Raw genomic sequence first — 24,625 nt, 5'->3', positions numbered from 1 at the left:
AGAATGAACCGACTATTAACGTTACTGGCCGTTGTTTGTATTTTTAATTTTAATGGAATAAGTCAAGAAACCGGAGAAGATGATCTCGGGGCTTGGTACATGCTTTTTACCACCAATAAAGTGAGCGAAAAGCTAAGCATTCATGCAGAAGTACAGGCCCGTTATTATGAAACCTTCGGAAATTTTAATCAGTTGTTGTTACGCGGTGGATTAAACTATCATATTTCGGACAATGCAATGGCAACACTGGGATATGGTAATATTACTACCGATACCAATTTTGGCGATGTTGATGGCGAGGAGAATATTGCTGAAAATCGAATTTACCAACAGTTCGTACTTCGTAACTCGGTTGGGAAGTTTAAGTTCAGTCATCGATACCGAATTGAGCAGCGTTTTATAGATCATCCTATTACTGGAAACGATACCCAACACAGGGCCCGTTATTTCTTGCGAGTTACTTACCCTATTAACGACGACTGGTTCTTAACGGCTTATGATGAGGTGTTCATCAATCTTCAGGAACCCATTTTCGGGCAGAATCGTTTGTATGCGGCCCTTGGATATAACGTATCGAGTAACCTAGCGATACAGGCAGGTTATCTTAAAAATCATTTTACGGGGCGTAATTTTGACCGATTGCAGTTAGGAGTTTTCCTTAAAACCGACCTAAGGAAAAAGACCGATTCTTCGGATTGGTAAAAACACGTAACTATGAAATCCAGTAAAATCAACTTCACCAACAAACACGGGGAAGTCCTTTCGGGTAGATTGGACCTTCCCGCCGATCAGCATCCGCACAATTTTGCCATTTTTGCCCATTGTTTTACCTGTAGCAAGGATTTCTCTGCGGTACGGAACATTAGCAAGGCATTGGCTTCTGAAGGTTTTGGGGTGCTTCGATTCGATTTTACGGGATTAGGAGATAGTCATGGAGACTTTGCCGACACTAACTTTTCCAGCAATATTTCGGACCTGCTCTGTGCGGCCGATTTTCTAGCCAAAGAATACAAAGCCCCTTCCCTATTGGTTGGGCATTCTTTGGGTGGTGCTGCCGCGATTTTTGCGGGCGCTGAGATTGATAGTATTCAGGCGGTAGCCACCATTGGTGCTCCCAGCAACCCTGTTCATGTACAAAAACAGTTGGGAGAAAAGATCGTTGAGATTGCAAGCGAAGGGGAAGCTATTGTGACCCTAGCAGGTAGGGATTTCACCTTCAAGAAGCAGTTTATAGACGATTTGGAATCCTGTTCCTGTGTGGAGGCCGCAAAGAAGTTGAGAAAGGCGTTGCTTATTATGCATTCCCCTCAAGATGCGACTGTTTCGGTAAAAAATGCAGAGGAAATCTATCATGCTGCTCATCATCCTAAGAGTTTTGTTACCCTCGATGGGTCCGAACATTTGCTCATGGATAGGAAAAATGCGGCCTATGTAGGAAAGGTAATTGCCGGATGGGCCACGCGTTATATTCCGGTTCCCGAAGAAGAGGAAGTGCGTACCACACATGATGTAGTAGCCAGTTTGGATGATGAAGACGATTTCACTACCCAACTCAAACTGGGCAACCATTATTTTAAAGCCGATGAACCCCTTCGTGTAGGTGGCCATGATTTTGGACCTACACCTTACGAATTATTGGCGGGAAGTCTCTCGGCTTGCACAGCCATGACCCTTCAAATGTATGCCCGTAGAAAAGGATGGCTTATTGAAAACGTGGAAGTACATGTGAGTTATTCGAAAGACTACGCGGTAGATTGTGCCTCCTGCGAGGACGATCCCAATGCTAAAATTGACACCTTCCACAAGGAAATAAAATTTACTGGAGATTTAGACGATAAACAAATAGCCCGTTTGCTTCAAATAGCGGATAAATGTCCCGTTCACAAAACCTTGCATAATGAGGTGCAAGTCATTACCAAAGCCATTGACTAATGCTTACTTCAGAAAAATTTGAAGTTACTGTAGAAGGTTACCACAGTGTCTACATTCCCGATATTATTGCTGAACCTTTTGCCAACGCTGGTCATAAGCGAGTACTCGTTAAGGCCTCCTTACGGGATAAATCGCATGAATTTCATGGGGCCCTTCAGAAAATAAAAGGGCAATACCAGATTATGTTCGGTAAGAATAATCAGAAGGCCATCGATTTAGAACCCTATGAATCCTTTTACATACAGCTTGTAGAGGATACTTCTAAATATGGCGTAGAAATGCCCGAAGAGTTTCAAGCGGTATTGGATAGCGATCCGGAAGCCTACGAATTATTTGAAGCATTAACCGATGGAAAAAAGCGTGGGCTCATCTATACCATTCTTCGCTACAAAAACTCTCAAACGCGCATAGACAAAGCTTTGATCCTTACTGAAAATTTGAAATTGGGCATTACCGATATGAAAGAAATAATGAAGGACCGCAGATAAGGCTTGGCTTTTATACAGAAAGCTAGTACCTTTAAAAACCATTTAGACGAACCCTAATACAAATCGACATGAAAAAAGTACAGTTGTCCTTGCTAAGTTTAGCCCTTCTTGCCTTTGTAGGTTGCAAGAATGAAACCAAAAAAGCGGAAGAAGAAGCAAAAGAGGTGGTTGAAGAAGTAGTCGAGGAAGTCAAGAAAGAAGTAAAGACCGTTACCATTCCATTGGAAGCGAAAAGCGAATCTTCCGTAACAGGAAACGTAAGTTTTTCTGAAAAGGAAGGTGTAGTACATATGGTAGCCAAAATGAGCGGACTAACTGCCGGAACACATGCCATTCACTTACATGAAAAAGCAGATTGTAGCTCTGCGGACGCCAAATCCTCTGGCGGACATTGGAACCCTACATTTAAGGATCATGGTGCTTGGGGAGCTGAAACAGGATATCACAAAGGAGACATCGGAAATTTTGAAGTTGGAGAAGATGGCACTGGAAGAGTTGAATTTTCGACCAACGAATGGTGTATTGGCTGTGGCGATAATAATAAAGACATCATGGGAAAAGCTGTCGTAGTACACCAAGGAGCCGATGATTTTACTTCGCAGCCTAGTGGCGCTGCAGGAGCCCGTGTAAGCTGTGCAGGAATTATAGAGTAACTATAACCACACTTCATATAGTGAAAGGCGTTTATTACCTTTAGGGAAATAAACGCTTTTTTTGGCTATCTATCTAAATGAACTCTCTTATGGAAACTAAGCTATTGGGTATTGTCCCTGTCCTTCCTACCGAAGACATGCAACGCGATCTCGACTTTTATCAGAACAAAGTGGGTTTCCAAGTACTTCATTCCGATGATTATTATGCCGTATTAAAACGGGAGCATCTATTCATTCATCTGCAATGGCATGCCAATACGGAAGACGATCCTTTATTGGGCGGTTCTGTGGTTCGATTGTTTGTGGATAAGATTCAGCCCATCTTCGAAGAATTTGTAGAGCGTGGTACCGTTAACAAGGAAAAGTTACGAATGAACACGCCTTGGAACACCCATGAATTTGGTTTCTACGATCCCAATAACAACGCCATTTTTATAGCGGAGTCATTACCGTAAAAAGAAAAAACCTTTCCAGAAAACTGGAAAGGCTTTTACCTCATAACAAATGTTTCTTTTTAGGGACGCCTAAGCGTTTACTTTATGTTTCATCTGCACAGTAGGTTGTACTTTATTTAGAGCAAAAAAAATGCCAAAATTAAATGAAAAGAAAAGGCCTCACTGTAGTGAAGCCTTTCCTTTTTCATTGCTATTGTTTAACAATTCGCTTAACGGTGCTGGAATCTTCTGTGTTGATTTGTACGAAGTACAATCCAGAAGCTAACTTCTCTAGAGAGATGTTAGTGTTGGTTCCTGCCTCGGAAAGATCGATTTGCTGAATGATTCTTCCGTTTACATCGGTAATGGTAGCCCCTTTCAAGTTCAAGTTGCTGTTGTTAACCAATGTTACTTGTCCAGTAGTTGGGTTCGGGAACAATCCAACTTGCTGATCTAGGATATTGTCGTTTACACCGGCAATACATACGTTCAACGGATCTGTAACAGTTACCGTCGCATCACAAGTAGCAGTGTTTCCATTAGCATCGGTCATAGTTACCGTTACAGTTACATCTCCTAGGTCCGTACAATCAAAGTCGGACTGGCTCAATGTAATGTTTGTAGCTACACCACAATTTTCTGGAGGTGTTGGGTTTGCATAGAAGAAACGTACGTAGTCGTCTGTAGCAGACCATACTTCAGAGTTTCTTCCTGGAGTAGCAATACCTTCACTTCCATCTGCATTCTCAACCCCTTGGGTTGTATTACCATTGGCTGGAACGTTTGTACTATGAACTTCAATGATTCCAGAATCTTCGAATAGGTGAACTTGTGTAGTTACCGCGTCAGAAGTTCCGAAGAAAGGTACATTGTCAAACTCCATTACCAACTTACGGTCTGGAGCTGTTCCTACAGTTTCGTAACGGATAGTTCCACCAGCAGATGGGTTAATGTCTTCCCATACAAAAGCGATGATGTTGTTGATACCGTCACCTCCGTTAGGAATGGTTCCACCAGTACAACATCCATCATCGGTTCCTGCGTCGAAGAATAAGAATCCGTTAGACGAAATATAGAAATCTGAATATGTGTTTTCGAAGAATTGGAAGTCGAATCCTACAGGCAATGCCGCAGAAGTTGCATCATCACCTAGGGATACTGTTGTTCCAGTAGCTGTAATGTCGATAGGAGCGAAAGTTCCTGTCTGATCTACAGCGATTCCACCTGGGATAAGGTTAGCAACTACATCTTGAATTTCCAATGTAGCCATTCCACTAGCATCCAATTCTAGCGTGTGATCTTGACAAACTATTTCAGGAATATCGTCAGTTACTTCGATAGTATCGGTAGCAGCTCCACTAGCACACTGAGTAGTTACGTCGTAAGAGATTGTGTGTGTTCCGATTCCAGCAGCAGCAGGATCGAAAGTATAGGTAAGTCCGTCACCGTTATCGGTTACACCAGGACCACTATATACACCACCTGTTGGAGTACCTCCACCGTATGTTTGAACTCCTTGACCAACACATACTTCTTCTGCAGTGCTAATAGCAGGTACTGGAGAGTCGAACGCCTCAGTACCATCGGTAGTACTTCCCGAAGATCCTTGATCTGCACTAAATCCTAATCCACGCTTAGCGAACGCATCCCAAAGAAGACATTCGTTAGCTCCACCATATAGAGCAACATCGGCAGCGAAGATAGCATCACGTCCATCTACGAATCCTGGGTTACAAACCTGTAGTTTCATTGCCTCAGTTACCAAAGCCATAGCTTGTACGTTACCAGCATCTTGGGTAACATCTCCTGTGAAGTTAAAGAAGTCTACGTCGAAACCGTGCTCGTCGATCAACGCCCAAGTTACTTCCCATAGCGTAGTACACCAAACAGAACCTACACCGTGAGGAATGGATAGTCCTCCAATATCACCATACGTCTGTGGGTTGGTAGCTAAGTCTGTGCTATAAGGGAATGGACGGATTCCAGGTCCACCAGCTCCTTGATCAAAAAGGTAAGTTCCTACCCCTCTAGAGTCGGTTCCTGCATCACCAGCTTCGATAGTCATTACTACACCATACCAGTCACTCCATCCTTCTCCCATCTGCTCACTGTTAAATAGACAGTTTACGTTAGAAGGACCACCCGTAAGACGGTTAGAAGTACCGTGGGTATATTCGTGTACGATTACAAGGTTGTCGAAACTACCATCTTTGTCACCACAAACGAACATAGACATATCAGGTCTAGATCCATCTGGAGGAGTTCCCATAGTCGCATTACAGGTTCCAGCACCATCTTGACATTCTGCGTTTACTGGGTCATTTCCAAGACCACCGTTTCCATAGTTATTTACCTGGAAGTTACCAGATACTTCGTCGAAACCATAGATGTACTTTAAGTCATGACAAATATTCGTCCAGTAGAAAAGGTTCGTTAAGGAAGCATCTTCATATTGAGTGGAAGTAGAATAATCCATATCGAATGGGTATCCTACGAAGTCCAAAGTAGCTCCACCGTCTACTTGGTATCCTGTGTTGTCACCATTTTCGAACGTATCTGTGTTGTTTCCTTCAGTAACTGTAAACTCAGGTCCGGCAACACCATCCGTATCATGCCATCCGAATGGAGAAGCCACTGGGTGGGCAGGATCGGTTACAATAGTTCTGGTTCCCTGAGGTGTCGTGTAGTAAGGGCTTTCCACTGGCATTGGGAATACCTCATAAGTGTTAGCCGCAACGGGAGCCGCAGGAGCAGCAACCTCCTCACCATAGTGAGGCATATCGTAAAGGTTGGCGTGGTAGTTAAGTGGGTGCTCACCGTGATCGTGATCGAAGCTACAGCTAGTCATCCAACTTACTTGATTTTGAATTGCTCCAGATTGTGCATCTACGAAAACATTCCACCAGTCTTGTCCGTTTATTGCTTTAATAGCGATATCCCAAGTAAGACGAAGCTGCTTATTTTCATCTAACTGATATACCAAACGTGCAGGAATGTCTTCAAGTGAAATTCCACCATCAGAAAGTACCGTTTCGCGCGCTGTGTTGTTAAGGCTAGAAACTTCAGTAATAGCTTCGGTAATTGTGTAATTGAAGTGATTCGCTGCACTTTGAACAGCTTGTGCTGGTGTAAGTGAAGGAGTCGCAGAAGCAATTCCCTTCAATTTTCCAGAGTTCATGAACTGAGTATTGGCTTTAAGAACATCGCCATTGGATAACAAGTGTACGCTGGACTCGCTACCTACTACTTCAATTCCATTAATAACTTGACGAAAGTATACGTGATGAACCCCACTGGTTCTACTCGTATGCTGGTCTTTAATTACCCATTCAGAATCTTCGGGGGTAATTTTGTTTTGCAGAAGCAGTTCGTTCACCTGATTGGAAACTGCCTGCTGAGCATTCTGTGCAAATGTAGTCGCACACATGCATAGCATAAGTGCAAAGAATACTCTTGCGGTAACTTTTCTCATAGTTAGAATTTTAGATTAATAATTTACTGTTTAAAGGGGTTTCAGCTTCGCGCAAAGCTACCATTTTTGAAGGCACGTAACAAGCAAAATTCGCATTTTCAACTCCTATTTTTCTCATTATTCTCACATATTAACCTGTTAAATGTTAGAATTTTGCATGAAAAGTGAGGTTTTACCTCAAATAACTCAATATACCATACTAAAGCGATAGGATAACCCTAAAATGAAGATTGAATAGGTCCAAAATCTGGAATTTTTAACATTTAACACGTACTTTTTTCGTCGATTGTTGAAACGCTATCCTAAAAATTCGATAATACAAGCCACTCGATTTTTTTTAATTATCTTGTACTACCCTAAGCAATTTGTTTTCATGACCCAACCTAACCATTTGATCGAAGCAATGCAGCAAGGAAATGAAAAGGCATTTTCTTCCATTTATCAAATGTATTCGGGTGCCATCCAAGGAGTCATTTATACAATACTTAAGGACACAGATCTTACCCAGGAAGTCTTGCAGGATGTTTTTGTGAAAGTTTGGAACAACTCACAGTCCTATACTATAGGTAAAGGTCGTTTTTATACCTGGTTATTGAATATTGCCAGAAATGCGGCCATCGATAAGACACGATCCAAAGATTATAAGAACCACAGTAAAAACCTAAGTACCGAAAATTTCGTAGATATATTATCGGGGCATGATAATTTATCGCGAAGAATGGATGCCCTGGGTATTAAAAAATTTGTTGAAGCCCTGAAACCTATTTGTGTTCAGATTATAGACCTACTTTACTTTAAAGGGTTTACACAATCTGAAGCCGCTAAAGAATTGAATAGTCCGTTAGGAACCATAAAAACAAGAGCACGCAATTGCATTAGTGAACTGCGATCTCAAGTATTGGAAAATACTGTATGACAAAAGAGGAAATCATAGCATCCGGATTATTGGAACTATATGTAACTGGTTCCCTTCCCCAAGAAGATATTGCCTTGGTGGAAGCGGCCATTACCTCACATCCTGATCTTGTTTCCGAAATTGAGCAAATAGAAAAAGCACTCATGGAACTTTCGGAAGCTACTGGAGGGCAGGTATCCGATACGGTTTGGACCGAAATACAAAACCGTACCGAAGGCGTTCGTACACTATCCCAAACCCCACCGAAAAGAAATTGGAGTTCCCTTTCCGGTTGGGCCGCTGCCATTCTTTGTTTCCTTGGATTATTCTGGATGATGAAAAACAATAACGACCTAAAAGAACAATTGCGTTATAGCGATGCGCAAAACAGGTCGCTAAAGGAGCAAGTGGATATTCAAGGTGTTGAGCTGGCCGAAACTACCGAATTATTGGAAATGGTACGTTCTAGGGATTTTAAAGCGGTAACGCTTCCTGGTAATGTTGCGGTATCCCCAGAATCCTATGTTACCGTCTATTATAATGAGACACAGGACATTGCCTATATCGATGCCAAAGGTTTGCCTACGCCCCCAGAAGGGAAGGTATATCAAGTTTGGTCCTTAAAAATGGAACCCCTAACACCAAGTAGCATTGGTCTCCTTTCCGATTTTGAAGGAACCGACAGCAAATTCTTTAAAGTAGAAAACATTCCAACTCCCGAAGCTTTCGGAATTACTTTAGAACCGGAAGGAGGAAGTGAGAGCCCTACCTTGGATCAATTGTACGCGCTGGGTACTGTAGCTCCTTAATTCTTAATGATTCTGAAGGTCTCTTGCTTACCCCGAAAATCTACGGATAAGAAATACATTCCCGCTTGCAAACTTTCAATAGAAATTGGGATGGAAGGATTTTCGGCGTTCACTCCTGCCGATACTATTTGTTTGCCCAACAGATCCCAAATGTAATACCGCTCAACGAGCAACTCAAAAGGATTTTCGAGAACGATTTCTGAGGTAGCCGGAACAGGGACTATTTTGAAACTCTTACCATCTAAGTCGAAGTTTTCCACTAAAGTGAGAGTAAAGCTGCAATTGGAAACATTTCCTGCAAGATCCTCGACCTCTAGGTTAATATCGACCGTACCCTGCGTTAACCATGTACCAGGAGCTGGTGTTTGAGCAGTTCGGGCAAAGTTGAAGTTAGAGCATGCATCCTTCATAAATACCTCCTGGGTATAATCTGGCAACTCGAAGCCCAAGCGTGTAGCATAAGCTTGTGTGTTGTCTTCAATACACCGAATGACGGGAGGCTCGGTATCTGCACTAATTTCCACCAAAACGGTCATTTGCGAAGCTGGGAAGCAGGGTGATTCTGCCAAACTATAGGATATTTCATGTATCCCAACTCCAGCAAGGGCCGGATCCAAAGAGAAATGAACTCCGTTACCATTATCCCGCACCCCAGGGCCCGAATAAACTCCACCAGCAGGAAATCCCCCTGTAATGAAACCCATTTCTTCGGTGGTATTACATATCCCCTCCAAATCCAAGCGAAATTGCGGTTCCAATACCTCAAAATCATACGAAGAAACTTCGTCACCCAACACAATGGAGCTTCCAGAGTTTGCATGAAGTCCCAACCCTCTTTTTGTAAAAGCTTCCCATATGAGACATTGTATCCCAGGTCCATAAATGGTTTGGGCCGCTACCAAAATTCCATCCCGGGCTTGCACCAATCCAGAGAGCGAGGTAGCATACCGAAGTCCTTCCACAACAATCGCCATTGCAATTACATTGCCCGCATCCTGGTTTAAATCGCCCGTGAAATTGTAGATATCTGGATCGAAACCGAAAGTATCGATTAAAACCCATGTAAGTTCCCATAACATAGTAGCCCAAATAGTTCCTACAGTATGTATGGACATCCCTTCTTCCAGATCATCGAAAACCAAAGGATTTACAGCCATGTCGGTTGTATAGGGGTACCTTCTTATTCCTGGACCATCGGGAGATTGTCCCCTTAAATAAGTGGCAATCGTTCTATGGGTCAAGGCAGTATCCGCCTCTGTCATCGTCAACATAAGGCCAAACCAATCACTCCAACCCTCGGACGGACTTTCCTTATAATTTAGGTTTCCATCCCCTAATGTCATTCGTGAAGAAACACCATGGGCGTATTCATGGATAATCACTAAATTATCATAAGCTCCATCCCTATTATTACACGTATTCATAACCAGTGTAGGACTTCTTCCGTCCCTTGGGGTTACCATAAATGCATTGCAGGGTCTTGTTTCGCTCTGTACATGAGCTAATAACCCGTCCTCATCTTCTCCCTGTTCTGAATAATTATAATTTTGAAAGTTCCCGGAACCTTCATCGAAACCATAGGTATGAAAAATGTCGTGTGCGATGTTACTGGTATAGAAAACGTTGGTAATGGCAGCATCTTCAAATTGATTTTCTTCAGAATATTCCATACTGAATGGGAAACCGCTAAAATCGAGGGAATTACCTCCAGATGCCTGATACCCATAATGATCGCCTGCTTCGAAAGCAAATACATTATTTCCATTGGTAGCCAAAGATTCTGGCCCATCCATGCCATCGGTATCGTGCCAACCATAGGGAGACGCCTCTATTCTATGTGGTTCTTCTATGACCGATCTATTTCCATGCAGAGGGCTCTCGGTAGGCAACATAAAGACCTCATAACAATTTTCACAGGAAACAGCAGTATCGCTTTCCGAAATTGCTTCATTGGTCTTGTTATACAAGTTATCATTATAATTGAAATGGGGTTCAGCACTTTCGAAGTCGCAATGCGTAGCCAAATCTTCCACCTTTAAGAGTTTCCCCTCAATAGCATGGTACCATGCCTCCCAATAATGTACATAGTCCCTTTCAAAAAATTGGGCCTTCCAAATAGGCACTATTTGGTCTTCCCACTCCACGTAGTTTAGATACAGACTCACCTCCCTTTCAAAAAGTGAAGGGTATAAATAATGTATTTCATAAGGTGTTTCTGTAGTCTTTTCGATTTCCGAAAACGATTCTAAGGAAACATACCCCATCTGCCTCACAATTCCCTCCAAAGCGTTTTCAGGAGGCAAGACCTTTTTTAAAGCCTTGGGCGTGGCACTTGCTATGTTTTTCAGAAAATTATCGGTAGATGCAATCAATTTTCCATCGTTCGAAAAATGAAGGCTCGACTGGGTGCTTAAAATGGGAACCCCTCCGAGCGTTTGTTGAAAATAAATATGCCTTACATTACTGGTTTTACTTACCACATCCCGAAGCAGCGTGTATTCTTGGGCGCTCTTCTTGGAATTTGATTCATCAAAAAACTGGGAAATAAGTTTTTGGGCATTTTGTGCCTGAATAAAGCAACAAAATAACCCAAACAATAAAGTACATAATATGCGTTTTTCTGGTCGATACATTAATATGGGTTTTCCATAAATGTATTCGATCTGAATAAGGAATGCTATTTATGACTGTCTTCCTTCATAAATGAGAGGATTTGCAAAAATTACAAATCCTCTATTTTCTTTATTAATTCAGGTCCAAGTTCGAATTCGGCCTCCAAAAGTTCCGCTTTTAGATCCTTCATTTCATCGCTTTTCGCATTGGCTTTGTACACCAAGGCACTGTGATAGGCCGCCATGGGTTCGTACGTCTTATTTTCCACACGGCTTTCTATGGTTTGAAGTGCCCCCTGTGTATCGCCATTCCTTAATTTTGCCAGAGCCAGGAGGTGATAGGCCTCTGGCGTAGGTCTATTTTCAACCTCTTTTTTTGCTAAATCAAGGGCTTTATCAGGTTGAGAATCCGCCCACAGTTCAATACGGTAGGCATTGTACATATCGCCATAATTTCCCTTTTCAATTTCCGAAAGGAATTGATTTTCATACTGCTCCGCATTGGTTTCGTCATTTTCATAGGCATACAGTTCAGATTTGAACAAATGATAATCCGGAATAGCATGCCCTATCATGATCGAATCTAAAATCCTATGTGCTTCTTGAGTATCCTTTGCATGGGAATAGGCGATCCAAGCCAGACCTTTTTTAACATAGGCATTGTCGGGTTGTAGTTCTAATGTTTTTACATAGTGTTCATAGGCGTCTTTTATACGTCCAGCATGGCCATAATAATCGCCCAAATTACTATAGGTCCAAATCTTAAGGGGTTTGCTGTCCCGGGATTCTGCCACTGCCTTGGCGTCTTCCATAAATTTAATGGCATTATCCAAATCTCCGCGATAATCACTCCATTTGGACAATCGGATGAGATAATTATAGTCACTCAGGTTTTTTACCGAGTTCAAATAGGCGTAGGCTCCATCGTAATCCCCTACTTCCATAGCAGCATCGAAGAGCATCAATCGTGTCTGATGTTTATTGGAAGGACCTTCTAGGGTCTCTTTCAGCACAGCATAGGCTTCTTTAAATCGGTGCTGCGAAATAAGGTTATGTGCCAATCCTCTTGCGAAGGCATCTTTATCATTTGCAGAAACTTCCATTCCCTTCCGGTACAATTTTTCGGCAGCATATAAGTGATCTGCCTTTCCCGTGGTTTCGAACAAAAGCTCATACGCTCCTGCCAAAGGGGCCAAATCCCCTACTCCAGTACTATCGGGTCGCATTCTTTTGGACCAGAACTCTTTTTGGGCTATCGCTTCTTGATAGCTTTCATTGTGGGTTGTGGCCAAATATGTATTGTAATCTGCTGGATTTATGGCAAATGTATCTTTTGGTTCTTCCTTACAGGAAAGCATGACGATAAGCCCCAAACACACTAGGAATCCAAACTTTTTCATCTGTTTCTATTTTAGGTTGGAAGGAACGCAATGGTTCTTCCGTGAAGTAAAAAGAAAGAGCAACAATTTGTTGCTCTTTCCTATATGTTAATTTAGTTATTCGCTTCTAAGGCGGACTCCATATATGGAAATCCTAGGGTAAAGTCCCTATCGCCTGCATCTACCCCATCACTGGTTAATTGAGGGGTTCCATTGTTTCCATCGAAACGGGTTCCTGTGGTTCCACCGAACATCAATGTTAATGATATGTCGATTACATCATCCCCTAAATTTCTACCGGTAAGAACATTGGTACCATCGAAATAGGTTGTTGGAGCATTAGGAGCTACCTGTAGCGCATCGAACTGTGCCAATACGGTGGTAAAGGTAGCAGCATCCAATCCTAATATATTGGTCTCATAGTCCAAATCCTCGGTAGGAATTCCTAGGGAAGTCGCATACACATCGTGATAAAGCTCCAAGGTCGCTTGGAAGGTAGGCTGAAAGCTAGCCCTATCGGTTACCAAAGAAGTATTGAAGTTGTTTTTAACATCGTTACTTCCACTAAACACTGTATTTACTCCGGGACGTCCCATGATATCTTCCTGGGTGTACGTTCCGCTAAAGTCAACATTACTTACGCAGGGAGCACAAGCAGTCCCTCCACAGTCTACTCCTTCTTCGTCTCCATTCTGGATACCATCGGTACAAGAGACCTGTTCTATTACGTTTCCGTTATCGTCATCGTCTGCACACTGTACAAAAAGGAAGGAAGTACAAAGTGCCAGTATTGCAAATTTTATATTGAATCTTTTCATCGTTTTCATCTTTAACTATTATTGTTTTCTTTTGGCCGACACCCATACGTTATACGCATTGGGCAATCCGTTAATCCCTACGGCTCCTCCAACATGCTCGGGAGCAGCTCCCAACATGCTATTAGGCACCTCTACCACTATGGAAAGTACATTGAGGGCTTCGAAAAAGTCCTCTGCCTGTCCTGGGGGTAAGAATCCTTCTGGGGCTACGTTTCCAGCAATAACATCGTTAAATCGATTGAAATCGAAATAGAAATAATCTCTTCTTGGGCCAGCAAAAAAGCTCATCCCATTGTTGGAAGCGGTGAAGGTATCACCCACTCCCGAAATCTGTACCTGACCTGCCATCTGATCGCTATAGATCGTACTGGAAGCTCCGGCATCGGCCGCATCTACCATAGCTGGGCCAAAGAAATACATAGTGTCTGCCCTCTTAATTGCTTGAATCACCAAGTCTTCTACAAAATCCCCTGTATTGTCGATATTGAATTCGATCAATACATCTTCATCGAAAGAAGCATTTTCGGTCACCCCGCCAGGATTAAGTGGTCCTTGTAATGTAGCCACAAAAACGGTATTGTCGGGATTGTTCCCTTCAAAAGCATAGAGATCGGCTATGTCTACCGTAGTGTTCGCTACCGAAGGTGAGTCGATGTGATCCGCAGCAATTAGGAAGATGGAAATCCCTGCAAGGGCTAGTCCACCAAGGGCTGCAAAAAATTTTGTTTTTTTCATCATTAGAATGTTATAATGGTTAATTTTACTTTCCACTATGTACGTACGAAAGTATGGCTATGGTTTTGGGAATAATGTTAATTTTTTGTTAACGAAAATTTTGCTTCCTTATTCAACAAAAGTAAACAATGAACCCCTCATCTTCTGGCTGGATCCATAAATTTATTAACGAGTTTCCCAAAAACCGTTTATTGGATAACTTTACTTCGCCCTCTGTATTTTACGACGGACTAAAAAAAGCTGGGTTTATCTATGGGGTTTCGGTTTCCACCTTGTTGGATGAACCGGTAAGCCACTTAAAGCTTACTAAAGAGGAATATTCTAAAATAAATCTCTTTCACGCTTTACTGCACACTTACTTTTCGAAACATCCTACTGCCAATCACGAAGCAGCCATAGAATCTATTATCTCATTTTATAAGGAAATTGAACGCGGAAAGCAAAAATGGTTGCAACGGCTCAGTTTTTCGCAAAAACCTTCAGAAGATCTGGAAAAAATTCTTTCGGCTCGACTTCAAGAAAGCAATACCTTATTGAAAACGGATGCAGCTTCCCTCCTTACCTACGCCCTTTTATATGTAGATGTATTGGGGTATACATATTACTTAGAGCAGCCCGAAGGATTGAAAGCCTATCTAGAGGCTTTGGAATATACCATATTGGAATATAGTTTGCTGGCACTTCAATCTAAAGAAGAAAAGAATAAATACGACCAATTGGTGATCGATATGGTGGCTTCCTCTGCGCAATTTTTGGAAGGATTCCCAGCCGATGCCCCTAAGCCATCCACTACACTAAAGGTTTTGGAAAAGCGATTCCTATTGGACATTTGTTGTTTGGCCGTTTGGGACGATCGGGAAATGGATACCAGTGAATTGGCTTTCCTTAAGAAGCTAAGTACTACATTAGGACATACGCAAAGCCAATTGGACGCCTGTATACGATCCCTAACAGCGTTCTCCGTACAGAATGCAGAAAAGATCATTTTATTTGAATACACCCACCCCGTAAAACAACTATACAAGCAATCTACCGAAACGGTAAAACGACTTATCCTGCGCAATAAAAACCGCTTGCTTAAGGAACTGAACGAAAGTGGTGAATTATTGGTGCTGATCAGTCAATCCACACAACGAGACCTAACAAAAGAAGAGAAAACCAAAATGAAGGGACAGTTATTGGACATCTTTAAAAGTATTCCTTCGTTGGCCATTTTCATGCTTCCCGGAGGTGCCATACTGCTTCCTTTGTTCGTAAAGTTGATTCCCAAATTGCTTCCTTCTGCCTTTCATGAGAACCGTGTTGAGGAAGATTGACCAAAGCCTTCATAAATCACGACCTCTTTTTCCGCTTAAATTCGGTATCTTAGGATAGCAGTGATGAAATGGATCCTTACATATTGGGCAAAAATCGGTGGGCTTGGTGCTATTGCCATTGTAATCGCATGTCTTTTTATGGATTTCACAGAAATTCAATTGTTGTTATGGTTGCATTTCGCGCTATTATTACTACATCAGTTTGAAGAGTATGCCTATCCGGGCGGATTCAAACGGTTCTACAACGAAAACATTTGGAATAAAAGCTTCCTTACCCAAAATCCGTTAAGCAATGCTGGGATTATTCTTGTCAATATTGGTTTGGCCTGGACCGTTTACCTGTATTCTGCCATAACTCACGAAGCACAACTAGCGCTTGCGATGGGCTTATTAGGTGTCTCTTTGTTGAATGGATTATTGCATTCCTTTCTCTGGATCTCCCTGAAAATGTATAACCCAGGAGCCGTTACGGGATTGTTTCTTTTCATCCCCTTTAGCATCTATGCACTGATGCGAATTGGCACATTGGCCCCTACCGAAGATATTCGCGCGGGCATCACGGTATTTGCCATGGGTGTTATTTTGGTTCCCACATTTGTCTTCGCAGCCTATCACCTAAAAAACACATGACCTTTAAAAGCTTACACGTTGCTAATTTCATTAACACAAAATTATAAAGAGGCAATGATGTAATTCGTATTTTTAGTTGCTACACAACCATTGACGCGACCGTAAGCCAGTATTATGAAAAAACATCTATTCTTCCTTTTCGTTTGTGCGTCCCTACTTGGGTTCTCTCAAGAAACCAAACTCTCTCCTCCCGAAGCCTCTTTTTCGGCCATTATCGTTACAGATATGGAGGTAGCTGCCCGATGGTACACAGATGTATTGGGATTCAAAATTTTGAATGAAACCCAAAATGTGGACATGGGTTTTCAACAAAAAAATCTAAAGCATGGGGGCGTTCATATAGAACTCATTGAAATAAAAGGGACCCTTAGCCCAGAAACCTTGTTGGAAGGCCATCCTAAAAGGAGTAGGATTAGTGGATTCTTTAAATTTGGGATGAAGGTTTCCGATTTGGATGCTTGGGTAAAGCACTTAGAGGCAAAGGAGGCCAATATTCATGGAAATGTAGTAACCGATCCCGTTTCAGGCAAGCAAATGGTCATTGTAAAGGATCCCGATGGTAACCGAATTCAATTGTTCGAAAAATAGATGCACTCCCTTAAATACATAAGCTCCATTATTATTGCATTCTCCTTACTTTCCTGTAAGGCGCAGGAACCTTCATCAGAAATTGTAGTGCAGATTCCTTCCATAGAACAGGAAGCCACTTCTATTTGGAGAACCATTAACGACATTGCTTTTTTTGAGCAACAGGGGTACAATATTCAATTGCCCAACGATCCTGTAATCGATTCCCTAATTGCAAAATCGAAAGCCAAAACCTTCGGAAATGAAGATTATCCAACCATTTTCAATCTTTTGGAATCGAAGGTATATCAAGAAAGTGACTATGAAAAGGCTTTTAAAAAGGTAAAAACACAAGCTCCTGCCATTCAAAAGATGCTACGGCAGCTTTCTACGGAACAACATAAGTGGAATTGGGATTTCAAAATGTATCCCACCTACACCGTGGTATTCACGCTTTATGGTACTGGCGGAAGTTATGATCCAGACACGGGAACCATTACACTATTTACCAATACGGAAGGAGGATTTATGAATTACGAAAATCCTGCAAATACGATCATACATGAAATCGTCCATATTGGTGTTGAGGAATCGATCGTACAAACCTATCAACTTTCGCATGGACTGAAAGAACGGTTAATAGATAATGTTGTAACTGCATTATTCAAGGATCAACTTCCCAATTATCGTATTCAAAATATGGGAGATAGGAAAATGGATGGGCTTATAAATGCCCAAGAAGATCTGCACAATTTAGATCAAACAATCTCTGAGTTCTTGAAAAAATCATAAAAGTTCTAGGCTAGAAATCCTATCTTTAACCTAACAAACCTAATTACAAATGAAAAAAGCCTGCCTACTCGTCTTGGCCATGGCATTTTTTGTCGCATGCAAGACCTCCCAAAATGATAATGCCTTGATTGGCAAATGGAAGCTTACCGAAGTATTGGTAGATATTGGTGATGGTTCTGGCACCTATTACAAAGCCGAAGAAGAGAAATACATCACCTTTTATGAAGATGGTAGTGTAACCACCACTGGGTCTTTCTGTGCTATGGGGACTGGTGACCCAAAAGCTACAAAAGGCACTTATTCCGTCAAGGACGGCATCATTGAGAGTGATCGTTGCATTAACCAAGTAATGAAAACAAGATATTCCCTAACCGATGGGGTTTTGGAGGTGCTTTACCCCTGTATTGAGGCCTGTTCGGAAAAATATATAAAAGCAAACTAGCAATACGACCTTCCCCGATCGTTGCTGAAACCATGATAAAAACCTACATTTTTGAATAACATACCTGCCTATAAAACCGAATCCCTTAACACAAGGACCAAGAAGGTACAATACCTGTTCGAGAGTACAGGAAACCGTTCTATCATCAAAGTGATTGAGTATACCCCAGTCGCCCGAAGGGATGGCCGGACCATATATAATCTAGGTTTTGGGGATTATGACGAGGAAACTGGCACTTTCCTTGATGACGTAAATAGCAATAACGGAGATATGTGGAAGGTCTTTAGCACGGTATTGAATACAGTACCTGTGTTCTTCCGTGAAAATAAAAAAGCAGCTATTTGGGTGCAGGGAAGTGACAGTGCAGAAGATTATAAAGTCCTATGCGAACCTACCTGTAATAAGAAGTGCAATGAAACCTGCCGTAACTTTAACCGAAGAATAAAGACCTATAGATACTATGTAAATAAGCATTTCGTTGATTTAAGTAAAGAATACGTATTCTTTGGGCTCACGGGTGGGGATTTCCCCGATTTTGTGCAATATGTACCTGGAAATGAATATATTGGTATTTTGATATTTAGAAAAAAATAATCTAATTTTGTAGTATGAAACGGAAAAAGCAGTTGTTAAAGGCCAAAAAAGTACTCTCCATGTCCAAATCGACAAAGGGGCGTATCGCTACTGTGGCCAAAGAGATTAAGGGAAAGGAGCTGTTTGCAGACAAGGTAGATTTGGCTAAGAAGTCGCTGAGCAACCTGAAATCCCTTCCTATTTAGAAAAAACGAATCACAACGATATACGGAAACGCAAGTCGAAAGGCTTGCGTTTTTTTGTTTTCTACACTGCTACTAAATTTTCAATGGTTCGCTACTATTTCAAAAAAAGTAGCGTTGTACTAAGAACTAACTTCATATTATGTGGAAATTATCAATAGTCCTATTTCTCCTCACCACACATTCCATCTCCCAAACCAAACAGGAACTTATCGACTCCATCATTAAGGTAAACATAGTAGAATCGGACTGCATAGGATATGGTTGCATGCCATCTAAGCAATACAATAACTTTCAAACTCTAAAGAGCTTACTTTCCGAACAGGAATTAAACACACTTTCAAAGCACGAAAATCCAACACTCAGGACATATGCCCTAAACGAATTGGTACAATCTGGAAAAGGTGATTTGGTGCAACTCCTAGCCCAGGAATTACGAAAGAACGAAAGGGTCCGAACTTTTGAGGGATGCCTTATGGATTTCGATCCAATCTCTTCCATCCTCTATCACGAGTATTGGAATAAAATACGAATAGAAGCCAGAAATAAGGCCAGAGATGGGCTCTATGAAGAAGAGCAGGCCATGAAAAGAGCACTTGAAACCGATGTTATGATGGAGCGATTGGACAGTGTTGTAATTCACAATAGACACGTGGCGTATTGGCTACTTTATCGCAGGGTATTTAAAAACAGAAAACACAAAGAGAGTTACCTTTCTAGAATCGAGGACTTAGCTTTCAAACAAAATAACTCTTATGCCTTCGAGTATTTGAGGAAAAATTATTCCAGTCGATATGATGAGCGAATGGAAAAATATTTTACGATAGACTTTCCTAGAGCAAGATTCAAAACAGAAAGTGAGATTATTTATTTGAATTCACTCATTGAAACCCTACTGGAAAGTGAACGGAAGGATTATCGCGACATCGTTATTGCTAAACTGAAACAGGATGATTCCTGGAGAAAACACTCAGGTTGGATTAAAAATACCTTGAAAAATTATGGAATAAATGAGTTGTGATATGAAAATGGCCGAAGACTACTCCAACCACAGCTTAAAATCCTTCACCTTCTCCCGAGCTACAATAACATCCTGCTCTTTATAAGAATTCAGTTTTAATTGCAGTCGGCTGTTGGTATAGCTAATGATATCCCGAATGGCGTTGATATTCACATAGAACTTACGATTGATCCTAAAAAACACCTCGGGAGAGATTTCCCCTTCCAAGTTCTCTAGGGTCGTATCCAGCAGATAGTCCCTACCATCGACCGTATGGGCATAGGTGCCCTTGTTTTCGGAATAAAAACATTCGATCTCGTCTACAGGGATCATCTTAATGTGTTGCCCGATCTTGGTGGTAAAGCGCTTCTTGTATTCACGCTCCACTGGATTGGTGAGTAGTTTCTTAATGTCATCGAAATTTAACTGAACGTTCTGTTGTTGAGGCGCACGGGCCTTGTATTTTTCAACTGCAGCCTCCAGTTCCTCTTCATCTATGGGTTTCAGTAAATAATCGATACTGTTCAGTTTAAAGGCCTGTAGGGCGTACTCATCGAAGGCCGTCGTAAATATAATAGCACTGCTTACCTCCACCTCATCGAAAATCTCAAAAGAAAGGCCATCGCTTAATTGGATGTCCAAAAAAATAAGATCCGGGTGTGGATTATTAGCAAACCACTCCACCGATTCGCCTACACTATGCAGCATGGTATCCACATCCACATTTTGGCGTTCTAACATACGCTGCAATCTTCTTGCAGAGGGTTTTTCGTCTTCTATAATGAGTACGTTCATCTAAGGTGCTTTTTCAGGTAAAATTATACATTAATCCCAACGGGATGTCTTTTTAAATTCTTCTTCCTCTTCATCCATGTATTCTTGGATCTTTCGCTCTTCCCAATCTTTAAAGAACTTGAATTTGTCCTGGAATACATACAGTCCATGGCCTACCAATCCTATTCCCCAGAAAAAGGGTGTTGAAAAAACAGCCCATCCGGGAAATTCAATTCCCATCCAACCTTTGGTAAAAATTCCTAGGTTTACTAAAAATAGGGCCACATTAATGACTATGTAAACTACCAGGTGCGTATAGAAGCCCTTGATCTCTTCCATGCGCTTCTTAGCGCGTTCGTATTTATCTTTATCAAAATATTCCATGTTGTTGTTTATTATTTCCATCTTCGTGTTTCCTTGTCTTCTTCGTCCATAAATTCTTTAATCTTGCGGTCTTCCCATTTTTTAATGTTGACAAACTTGTGTCGGTAGGTCCAAATGCCATGGATAGCGATCCCTACCGCCCAAAAAAGTGGTAAGAGATATGTATTCCAGTTCAACCAATTTTGAAAGCCTTCATCGTCACTTATAACACCCCACTTGGGCAATAAATAAAACCGTAAGACATAGATGCATGTGTTTATGATAAAGAAGATTATGATATGACTGTAAAATCCTCTTATCTCCTTTACTCTATTTTTGGCTCTTTCGTATTTCTCGTAGCTGTTGGGTTCCATAGTATTGTTTATTAACTCCATCGGTCTCTTCTTTCTTTTTCTTCTTCTTTATCCATGAACTCACGGATCTTGCGCTCTTCCCAGTCCTTATTCATGAAAGGAGTCCATCTGAAGGCTTTTAGTGCTTGAAATACCAAGCCTATTCCCCATCCTAAGGCAGCCCAAAGGAACCACATATACCTCCATTGATTGGAATAGTAATTTAGGTAAGCAAGAAACCCGATAAATACCACATAGAACATCAAGCTGGTATAAAACTTCTTGATCTCCGCTACTTGCTCCTTGGCACGTAGGTATTTGTTCTGCTTGTTCTCTTTGCTATCCAGTTCCATGACGAAGTTGTTTTTTAATTGATCTACCATTTCATTGAAGACTTTTCCTTCTCCATGATCTCCTTGATCTTTCTTTGCTCCCAGTCCCTTCCTAAAAATGGAAAGAAGTTAAAGGTATGAGCAGCATGGCCCAATATCCCCAATCCCCAACCTGTAATTGGGAAAATGGCCCAAGGAAATGAAGTGGTTCTCACGTTTATCCAAATAAAGATAAACACAAAAATGAGGTAAATGGTAAGATGCATATAAAAGCCTTTCATTTCTTCTACCTGTTTCTTGGCTCGGAGGTAACGTTCTTGTTCGCTATTTTCTAAAAGTTTCATGATTAATAGTGTTTAATAATTACACTATAAAAGTAGTCTGAAAGGTGGTTTCGTAACAATGAATTGGACCCAACTGTAGAATGTTTGGGATGAATCGTATAAACGGATTACCGATCCTTATCCATGAGCTCCTTAATCTTACGTTCCTCCCAGTTTTTCCCAAGGAGTGGGTTGTAACCAAAGACCTCCATTGCATGGCCTCCTACCCCAGCACCCCATCCAATAATAGGAAATAGCGCCCAAGGGAAACCTGTGCTTATCACATTAAGATATATGAATACCGGAACCATAATGCAGTAAATTCCGAAGTGGATATAGAACCCTTTTAGTTCTTCCACCTTCTTCTTGGCCCGATCGTATTTCTTTGCTGAAATGTAAGTATCCTGAGTCTCTTTAGCTCTTGAAACATTTTGGGTGAGCAAGGGAATGGCCACCGAAAACTGCCGCCCGTCGTCTTTAATATCTACCGGGCGATCTGTGATCAGATAATAACGCTGTCGAATGTTCTGAAGTCCCACTCCACTGCTTTCTTTCACTACTTTCTTGGGCTGAACGTTATTCCTCACCACCAAATTGCCGTTCTCTTCAACAATGGAAATGTGTAGTTTTCGCGAAGGGGTTACCATATTGTGTTTCACCGCATTTTCCAGCAACAACTGAAGCGAAAGTGGCACCACTTTCGCTTCAGGGTTGTTTATATTTTCGGGAATGGTAAAGACAATGCTGTCTTCGAATCGCATCTTAATCAACGACATATAGATTTTGGCAAATTTCAGCTCCTCCTCTACCGTCACAAGCTCCTTGTTCTTCTGCTCCAGCACGTAGCGGTACACTTTAGAAAGGGAAGTGGTGAACTTCGTTGCCGCCACCGGATTCTCTTCAATAAGACTTGTAAGCACATTGAGACTATTGAATAGAAAATGCGGATCTAATTGATTCTTTAAGGCGTCGAACTGGGCAGAAGCCGTTTTCGCAATGATCTTTTGCTCCTTTACCTTATGTTCCTGCTTATGGCGGTAATAGAATACCGTATAAAATATGGCAGTAATTACCATAGATATGGTAAAGCCAGGATAGTAGGACTGAACACTCTGGTGCTCTATGAAGCTTGACAATGTATGCCCTTCGATAAGAATGGAGGTTACAATCTCAAGAAAGACCAAAGCCACTATAGTGACTAGCGATACCCCAAATGCGCCCCTAACAAATATTCTTCGTGTAAATAAACGAGGCCCGTATCTTTTCCATAAAAACTGAAAGAAGTAGATATTGACCATATAAAGCACTACGGAATACAATTGATTGTACACAAAGTACTTTAACAAGCGGTCCTTCTCTATCACATTACCATTCAAATATTGGATGAGCCCTATGACTAAAAAGACAAGGACACCAATGGAAAAGGCTTTGCCAAATTCTTTCAGAAATTTCATCTGCTTAATTTATTCTTTTTTACAATTCTGTTCTAGCGATTGCTTGGCATAATCGCCTCCACCCCTTGGATGAAACTCTCCTTTGGGCTCGTAGGTTTCGAACAAAGCAACAGCAGACGCTAAATCTTCACAGAAGGTAGATGTATCCTGACCGAAGAATCGGGCTGTTCCCAAATCCCATTCCACCTTACCGAAGGCAACACGTGGGTTCCCCGGCTCTAATTTATAGGCTTCCTCATACAGTTGAGCGATCTTAGGCGCGTAGGTCATTCCGAAACGTTGTCCATCGAAAGCCACCCAAGCCGTATACAATTGTGCTTGTGCAACCAAAATCTCTGGATTGTCCTTAGAAATGGCCTTGGCATCGTTCAGGAAGTCTTGTGCTTTCTTTAATTGAGCTGTTAGTACTTCCTCATCCTTTTCGTTGAAACTATTGAAGATATTCACTTGGGCCACGTAAAAAGGCGGCAACCAGTTATCCTGCTCTGCTTGTGCAATTCTTTCGAACAAATTAGAGGCTTCCGAAGACTTTCCGTTTTTCCAAAGATCGAAAGCCTTCATCATTCCTTTTTCGTATTTGCCTTGCCCGAAAGCATTAATGGACAATAGTGCAACGGTAATAAGAAGTAATTTTTTCATGATGACAATTTAAGTTATTTAGCGTTTATATAGTAATTAAGACAAAAAGACTTGTATTCCTATGCCCATTATCAACAGTGTTGTAAATACCAGTGTAAGCACTTTAATGGACTTGTTTCTCCCCAATAATCGTAAAATAATCCCTAACATGATTTCTAGATGTTGCGGTTATAATCGTATATCGAGTTTACGGGTTTCCTGATCATTTACCTCAAAATGGGCATCCTCCCATGTGGGCGGACCGAAAAATCCACGAGCTCCGTTGGAACAGCCATAAGGTTCTGATGGAAAAGTCCCCATGAACATATTCAGTTGGCCATTATCATCTTTATCGTGGTAACAGGAAATAGCGTAGACACCATCGGGCACATCGGTAAAGATTACGGTGGCTTCTTGGTTCTCAATGGTTGAGGAAAGCGATTTGTAGGTATTATCCAACCATTTTCCCTTATCATCGTAAAGACCTACCCTTACGCTTCCATCGTTGTTTTTAAACTTGGTTATGGTCACTTCTATCGTATTCTGTGCTTGTGCCACCATCCCGGCGATCAGTAAAGCTAGAAAAGTTAGTACGGTATGCATTGTGTTGTTCTTTTGAGTTAGTGATTCAAAATTCTACTGAAATGGGCAATCTTTG

General features: G+C 41.5%; 28 protein-coding genes. 15 read left to right on the top strand and 13 right to left on the bottom strand.

Going from position 1 to position 24,625, the window contains the following annotated elements; translation table 11 throughout:
* Nucleotides 1–3: 3 nt before the first annotated feature.
* The 5 genes from POV27_RS05895 (at nt 4) to POV27_RS05875 (ending at nt 3,528) form a co-directional block, all read left to right on the top strand.
* On the top strand, nt 4–702 hold the full coding sequence (locus POV27_RS05895) for a DUF2490 domain-containing protein (protein WP_272861817.1): 699 nt from the start codon (nt 4–6) through the stop codon (nt 700–702).
* A 12-nt stretch (nt 703–714) separates the two neighbouring features.
* Nucleotides 715–1,932 (top strand): bifunctional alpha/beta hydrolase/OsmC family protein, encoded by a 1,218-nt coding sequence (locus POV27_RS05890; protein WP_272861816.1) that lies wholly within the window; start codon nt 715–717, stop codon nt 1,930–1,932.
* The gene (locus POV27_RS05885; RefSeq protein WP_272861815.1) at nt 1,932–2,420 is read left to right on the top strand and encodes a YdeI/OmpD-associated family protein; all 489 of its coding nucleotides are present in this window, start codon (nt 1,932–1,934) and stop codon (nt 2,418–2,420) included. Before POV27_RS05890 ends, POV27_RS05885 begins: the two co-directional genes overlap by 1 nt.
* Nucleotides 2,421–2,488: 68 nt before the next feature.
* Nucleotides 2,489–3,073: a superoxide dismutase family protein gene (locus POV27_RS05880; RefSeq protein ID WP_272861814.1), complete on the top strand. Its 585-nt coding sequence runs from the start codon at nt 2,489–2,491 to the stop codon at nt 3,071–3,073.
* A gap of 89 nt (nt 3,074–3,162) precedes the next feature.
* Nucleotides 3,163–3,528 carry a VOC family protein gene (locus tag POV27_RS05875; RefSeq protein WP_272861813.1) on the top strand — a complete coding sequence of 122 codons (366 nt, stop codon included), beginning with the start codon at nt 3,163–3,165 and terminating at the stop codon, nt 3,526–3,528.
* Nucleotides 3,529–3,718: 190 nt separating this feature from the next.
* Here the strand turns inward: POV27_RS05875 and POV27_RS05870 are convergent, their stop codons facing one another.
* A complete protein-coding gene (locus POV27_RS05870) occupies nt 3,719–6,979 on the bottom strand; it encodes a M36 family metallopeptidase (protein ID WP_272861812.1) in 3,261 nt (1,086 codons plus the stop codon).
* Between the two features lie 373 nt (nt 6,980–7,352).
* Between POV27_RS05870 and POV27_RS05865 the strand changes: the two genes are divergently transcribed.
* Together POV27_RS05865 and POV27_RS05860 are read left to right on the top strand one after the other, a co-directional pair.
* Entirely contained in the window at nt 7,353–7,895 is a 543-nt protein-coding gene (locus POV27_RS05865) for an RNA polymerase sigma factor (protein ID WP_272861811.1), read from the top strand.
* The gene (locus POV27_RS05860) at nt 7,892–8,683 is read left to right on the top strand and encodes an anti-sigma factor (RefSeq protein ID WP_272861810.1); all 792 of its coding nucleotides are present in this window, start codon (nt 7,892–7,894) and stop codon (nt 8,681–8,683) included. The genes POV27_RS05865 and POV27_RS05860 overlap by 4 nt, the downstream gene beginning before the upstream one ends.
* Here POV27_RS05860 and POV27_RS05855 read toward each other — a convergent pair.
* From POV27_RS05855 to POV27_RS05840, 4 genes are all read right to left on the bottom strand, one after another.
* On the bottom strand, nt 8,680–11,316 hold the full coding sequence (locus POV27_RS05855) for a M36 family metallopeptidase (RefSeq protein ID WP_272861809.1): 2,637 nt from the start codon (nt 11,314–11,316) through the stop codon (nt 8,680–8,682). The genes POV27_RS05860 and POV27_RS05855 overlap by 4 nt on opposite strands.
* 89 nt (nt 11,317–11,405) lie before the next feature.
* Nucleotides 11,406–12,695, bottom strand: coding sequence for a tetratricopeptide repeat protein (locus POV27_RS05850; RefSeq protein ID WP_272861808.1), 1,290 nt, complete (start codon nt 12,693–12,695; stop codon nt 11,406–11,408).
* 92 nt (nt 12,696–12,787) lie between these two features.
* Nucleotides 12,788–13,492, bottom strand: coding sequence for a DUF4331 family protein (locus POV27_RS05845; protein ID WP_272861807.1), 705 nt, complete (start codon nt 13,490–13,492; stop codon nt 12,788–12,790).
* Nucleotides 13,493–13,510: 18 nt separating this feature from the next.
* Complete coding sequence (locus POV27_RS05840; protein ID WP_272861806.1) at nt 13,511–14,227, bottom strand: DUF4331 family protein; 717 nt, start codon at nt 14,225–14,227, stop codon at nt 13,511–13,513.
* A gap of 128 nt (nt 14,228–14,355) precedes the next feature.
* Here POV27_RS05840 and POV27_RS05835 point away from each other — a divergent pair, with 128 nt between their 5' ends.
* The 8 genes from POV27_RS05835 (at nt 14,356) to POV27_RS05800 (ending at nt 19,771) form a co-directional block, all read left to right on the top strand.
* Nucleotides 14,356–15,543, top strand: a complete 1,188-nt coding sequence (locus POV27_RS05835; protein WP_272861805.1) for an LETM1-related biofilm-associated protein — start codon at nt 14,356–14,358, stop codon at nt 15,541–15,543.
* A gap of 63 nt (nt 15,544–15,606) precedes the next feature.
* Nucleotides 15,607–16,173, top strand: a complete 567-nt coding sequence (locus POV27_RS05830) for an HXXEE domain-containing protein (protein ID WP_272861804.1) — start codon at nt 15,607–15,609, stop codon at nt 16,171–16,173.
* Nucleotides 16,174–16,287: 114 nt separating this feature from the next.
* Complete coding sequence (locus POV27_RS05825; protein WP_272861803.1) at nt 16,288–16,761, top strand: VOC family protein; 474 nt, start codon at nt 16,288–16,290, stop codon at nt 16,759–16,761.
* The gene (locus POV27_RS05820) at nt 16,762–17,532 is read left to right on the top strand and encodes a hypothetical protein (protein WP_272861802.1); all 771 of its coding nucleotides are present in this window, start codon (nt 16,762–16,764) and stop codon (nt 17,530–17,532) included.
* Nucleotides 17,533–17,581: 49 nt separating this feature from the next.
* Entirely contained in the window at nt 17,582–17,974 is a 393-nt protein-coding gene (locus POV27_RS05815; protein ID WP_272861801.1) for a lipocalin-like domain-containing protein, read from the top strand.
* Nucleotides 17,975–18,025: 51 nt separating this feature from the next.
* The gene (locus POV27_RS05810; protein WP_272861800.1) at nt 18,026–18,568 is read left to right on the top strand and encodes a DUF6934 family protein; all 543 of its coding nucleotides are present in this window, start codon (nt 18,026–18,028) and stop codon (nt 18,566–18,568) included.
* A 14-nt stretch (nt 18,569–18,582) separates the two neighbouring features.
* Nucleotides 18,583–18,753, top strand: a complete 171-nt coding sequence (locus tag POV27_RS05805; RefSeq protein ID WP_272861799.1) for a hypothetical protein — start codon at nt 18,583–18,585, stop codon at nt 18,751–18,753.
* A 139-nt stretch (nt 18,754–18,892) separates the two neighbouring features.
* Nucleotides 18,893–19,771 carry a hypothetical protein gene (locus tag POV27_RS05800; RefSeq protein WP_272861798.1) on the top strand — a complete coding sequence of 293 codons (879 nt, stop codon included), beginning with the start codon at nt 18,893–18,895 and terminating at the stop codon, nt 19,769–19,771.
* An 18-nt stretch (nt 19,772–19,789) separates the two neighbouring features.
* On the opposite strand, the gene POV27_RS05795 is transcribed toward POV27_RS05800, so the two are convergent.
* From POV27_RS05795 to POV27_RS05760, 8 genes are all read right to left on the bottom strand, one after another.
* Entirely contained in the window at nt 19,790–20,545 is a 756-nt protein-coding gene (locus POV27_RS05795; protein WP_272861797.1) for a LytR/AlgR family response regulator transcription factor, read from the bottom strand.
* 30 nt (nt 20,546–20,575) lie between these two features.
* Complete coding sequence (locus POV27_RS05790; RefSeq protein ID WP_272861796.1) at nt 20,576–20,908, bottom strand: 2TM domain-containing protein; 333 nt, start codon at nt 20,906–20,908, stop codon at nt 20,576–20,578.
* Nucleotides 20,909–20,919: 11 nt separating this feature from the next.
* The gene (locus POV27_RS05785; protein ID WP_272861795.1) at nt 20,920–21,261 is read right to left on the bottom strand and encodes a 2TM domain-containing protein; all 342 of its coding nucleotides are present in this window, start codon (nt 21,259–21,261) and stop codon (nt 20,920–20,922) included.
* Nucleotides 21,262–21,272: 11 nt separating this feature from the next.
* Nucleotides 21,273–21,623 (bottom strand): 2TM domain-containing protein, encoded by a 351-nt coding sequence (locus POV27_RS05780; protein WP_272861794.1) that lies wholly within the window; start codon nt 21,621–21,623, stop codon nt 21,273–21,275.
* A complete protein-coding gene (locus tag POV27_RS05775) occupies nt 21,617–21,916 on the bottom strand; it encodes a 2TM domain-containing protein (RefSeq protein WP_272861793.1) in 300 nt (99 codons plus the stop codon). The genes POV27_RS05780 and POV27_RS05775 overlap by 7 nt, the downstream gene beginning before the upstream one ends.
* A 107-nt stretch (nt 21,917–22,023) precedes the next feature.
* Entirely contained in the window at nt 22,024–23,349 is a 1,326-nt protein-coding gene (locus tag POV27_RS05770; RefSeq protein ID WP_272861792.1) for a 2TM domain-containing protein, read from the bottom strand.
* Nucleotides 23,350–23,358: 9 nt separating this feature from the next.
* Nucleotides 23,359–23,988, bottom strand: coding sequence for a hypothetical protein (locus tag POV27_RS05765; RefSeq protein ID WP_272861791.1), 630 nt, complete (start codon nt 23,986–23,988; stop codon nt 23,359–23,361).
* Between the two features lie 168 nt (nt 23,989–24,156).
* Entirely contained in the window at nt 24,157–24,570 is a 414-nt protein-coding gene (locus POV27_RS05760) for a DUF2141 domain-containing protein (protein ID WP_272861790.1), read from the bottom strand.
* Between the last annotated feature and the right edge of the window lie 55 nt (nt 24,571–24,625).

It is taken from the genome of Aureisphaera galaxeae, assembly GCF_028561275.1.
Classification (GTDB): Bacteria; Bacteroidota; Bacteroidia; order Flavobacteriales; family Flavobacteriaceae; genus Aureisphaera; species Aureisphaera galaxeae.
The sequence above is the reverse complement of the archived record's forward strand: the minus strand, read 5'-3'. Positions and strand labels throughout refer to the sequence as shown.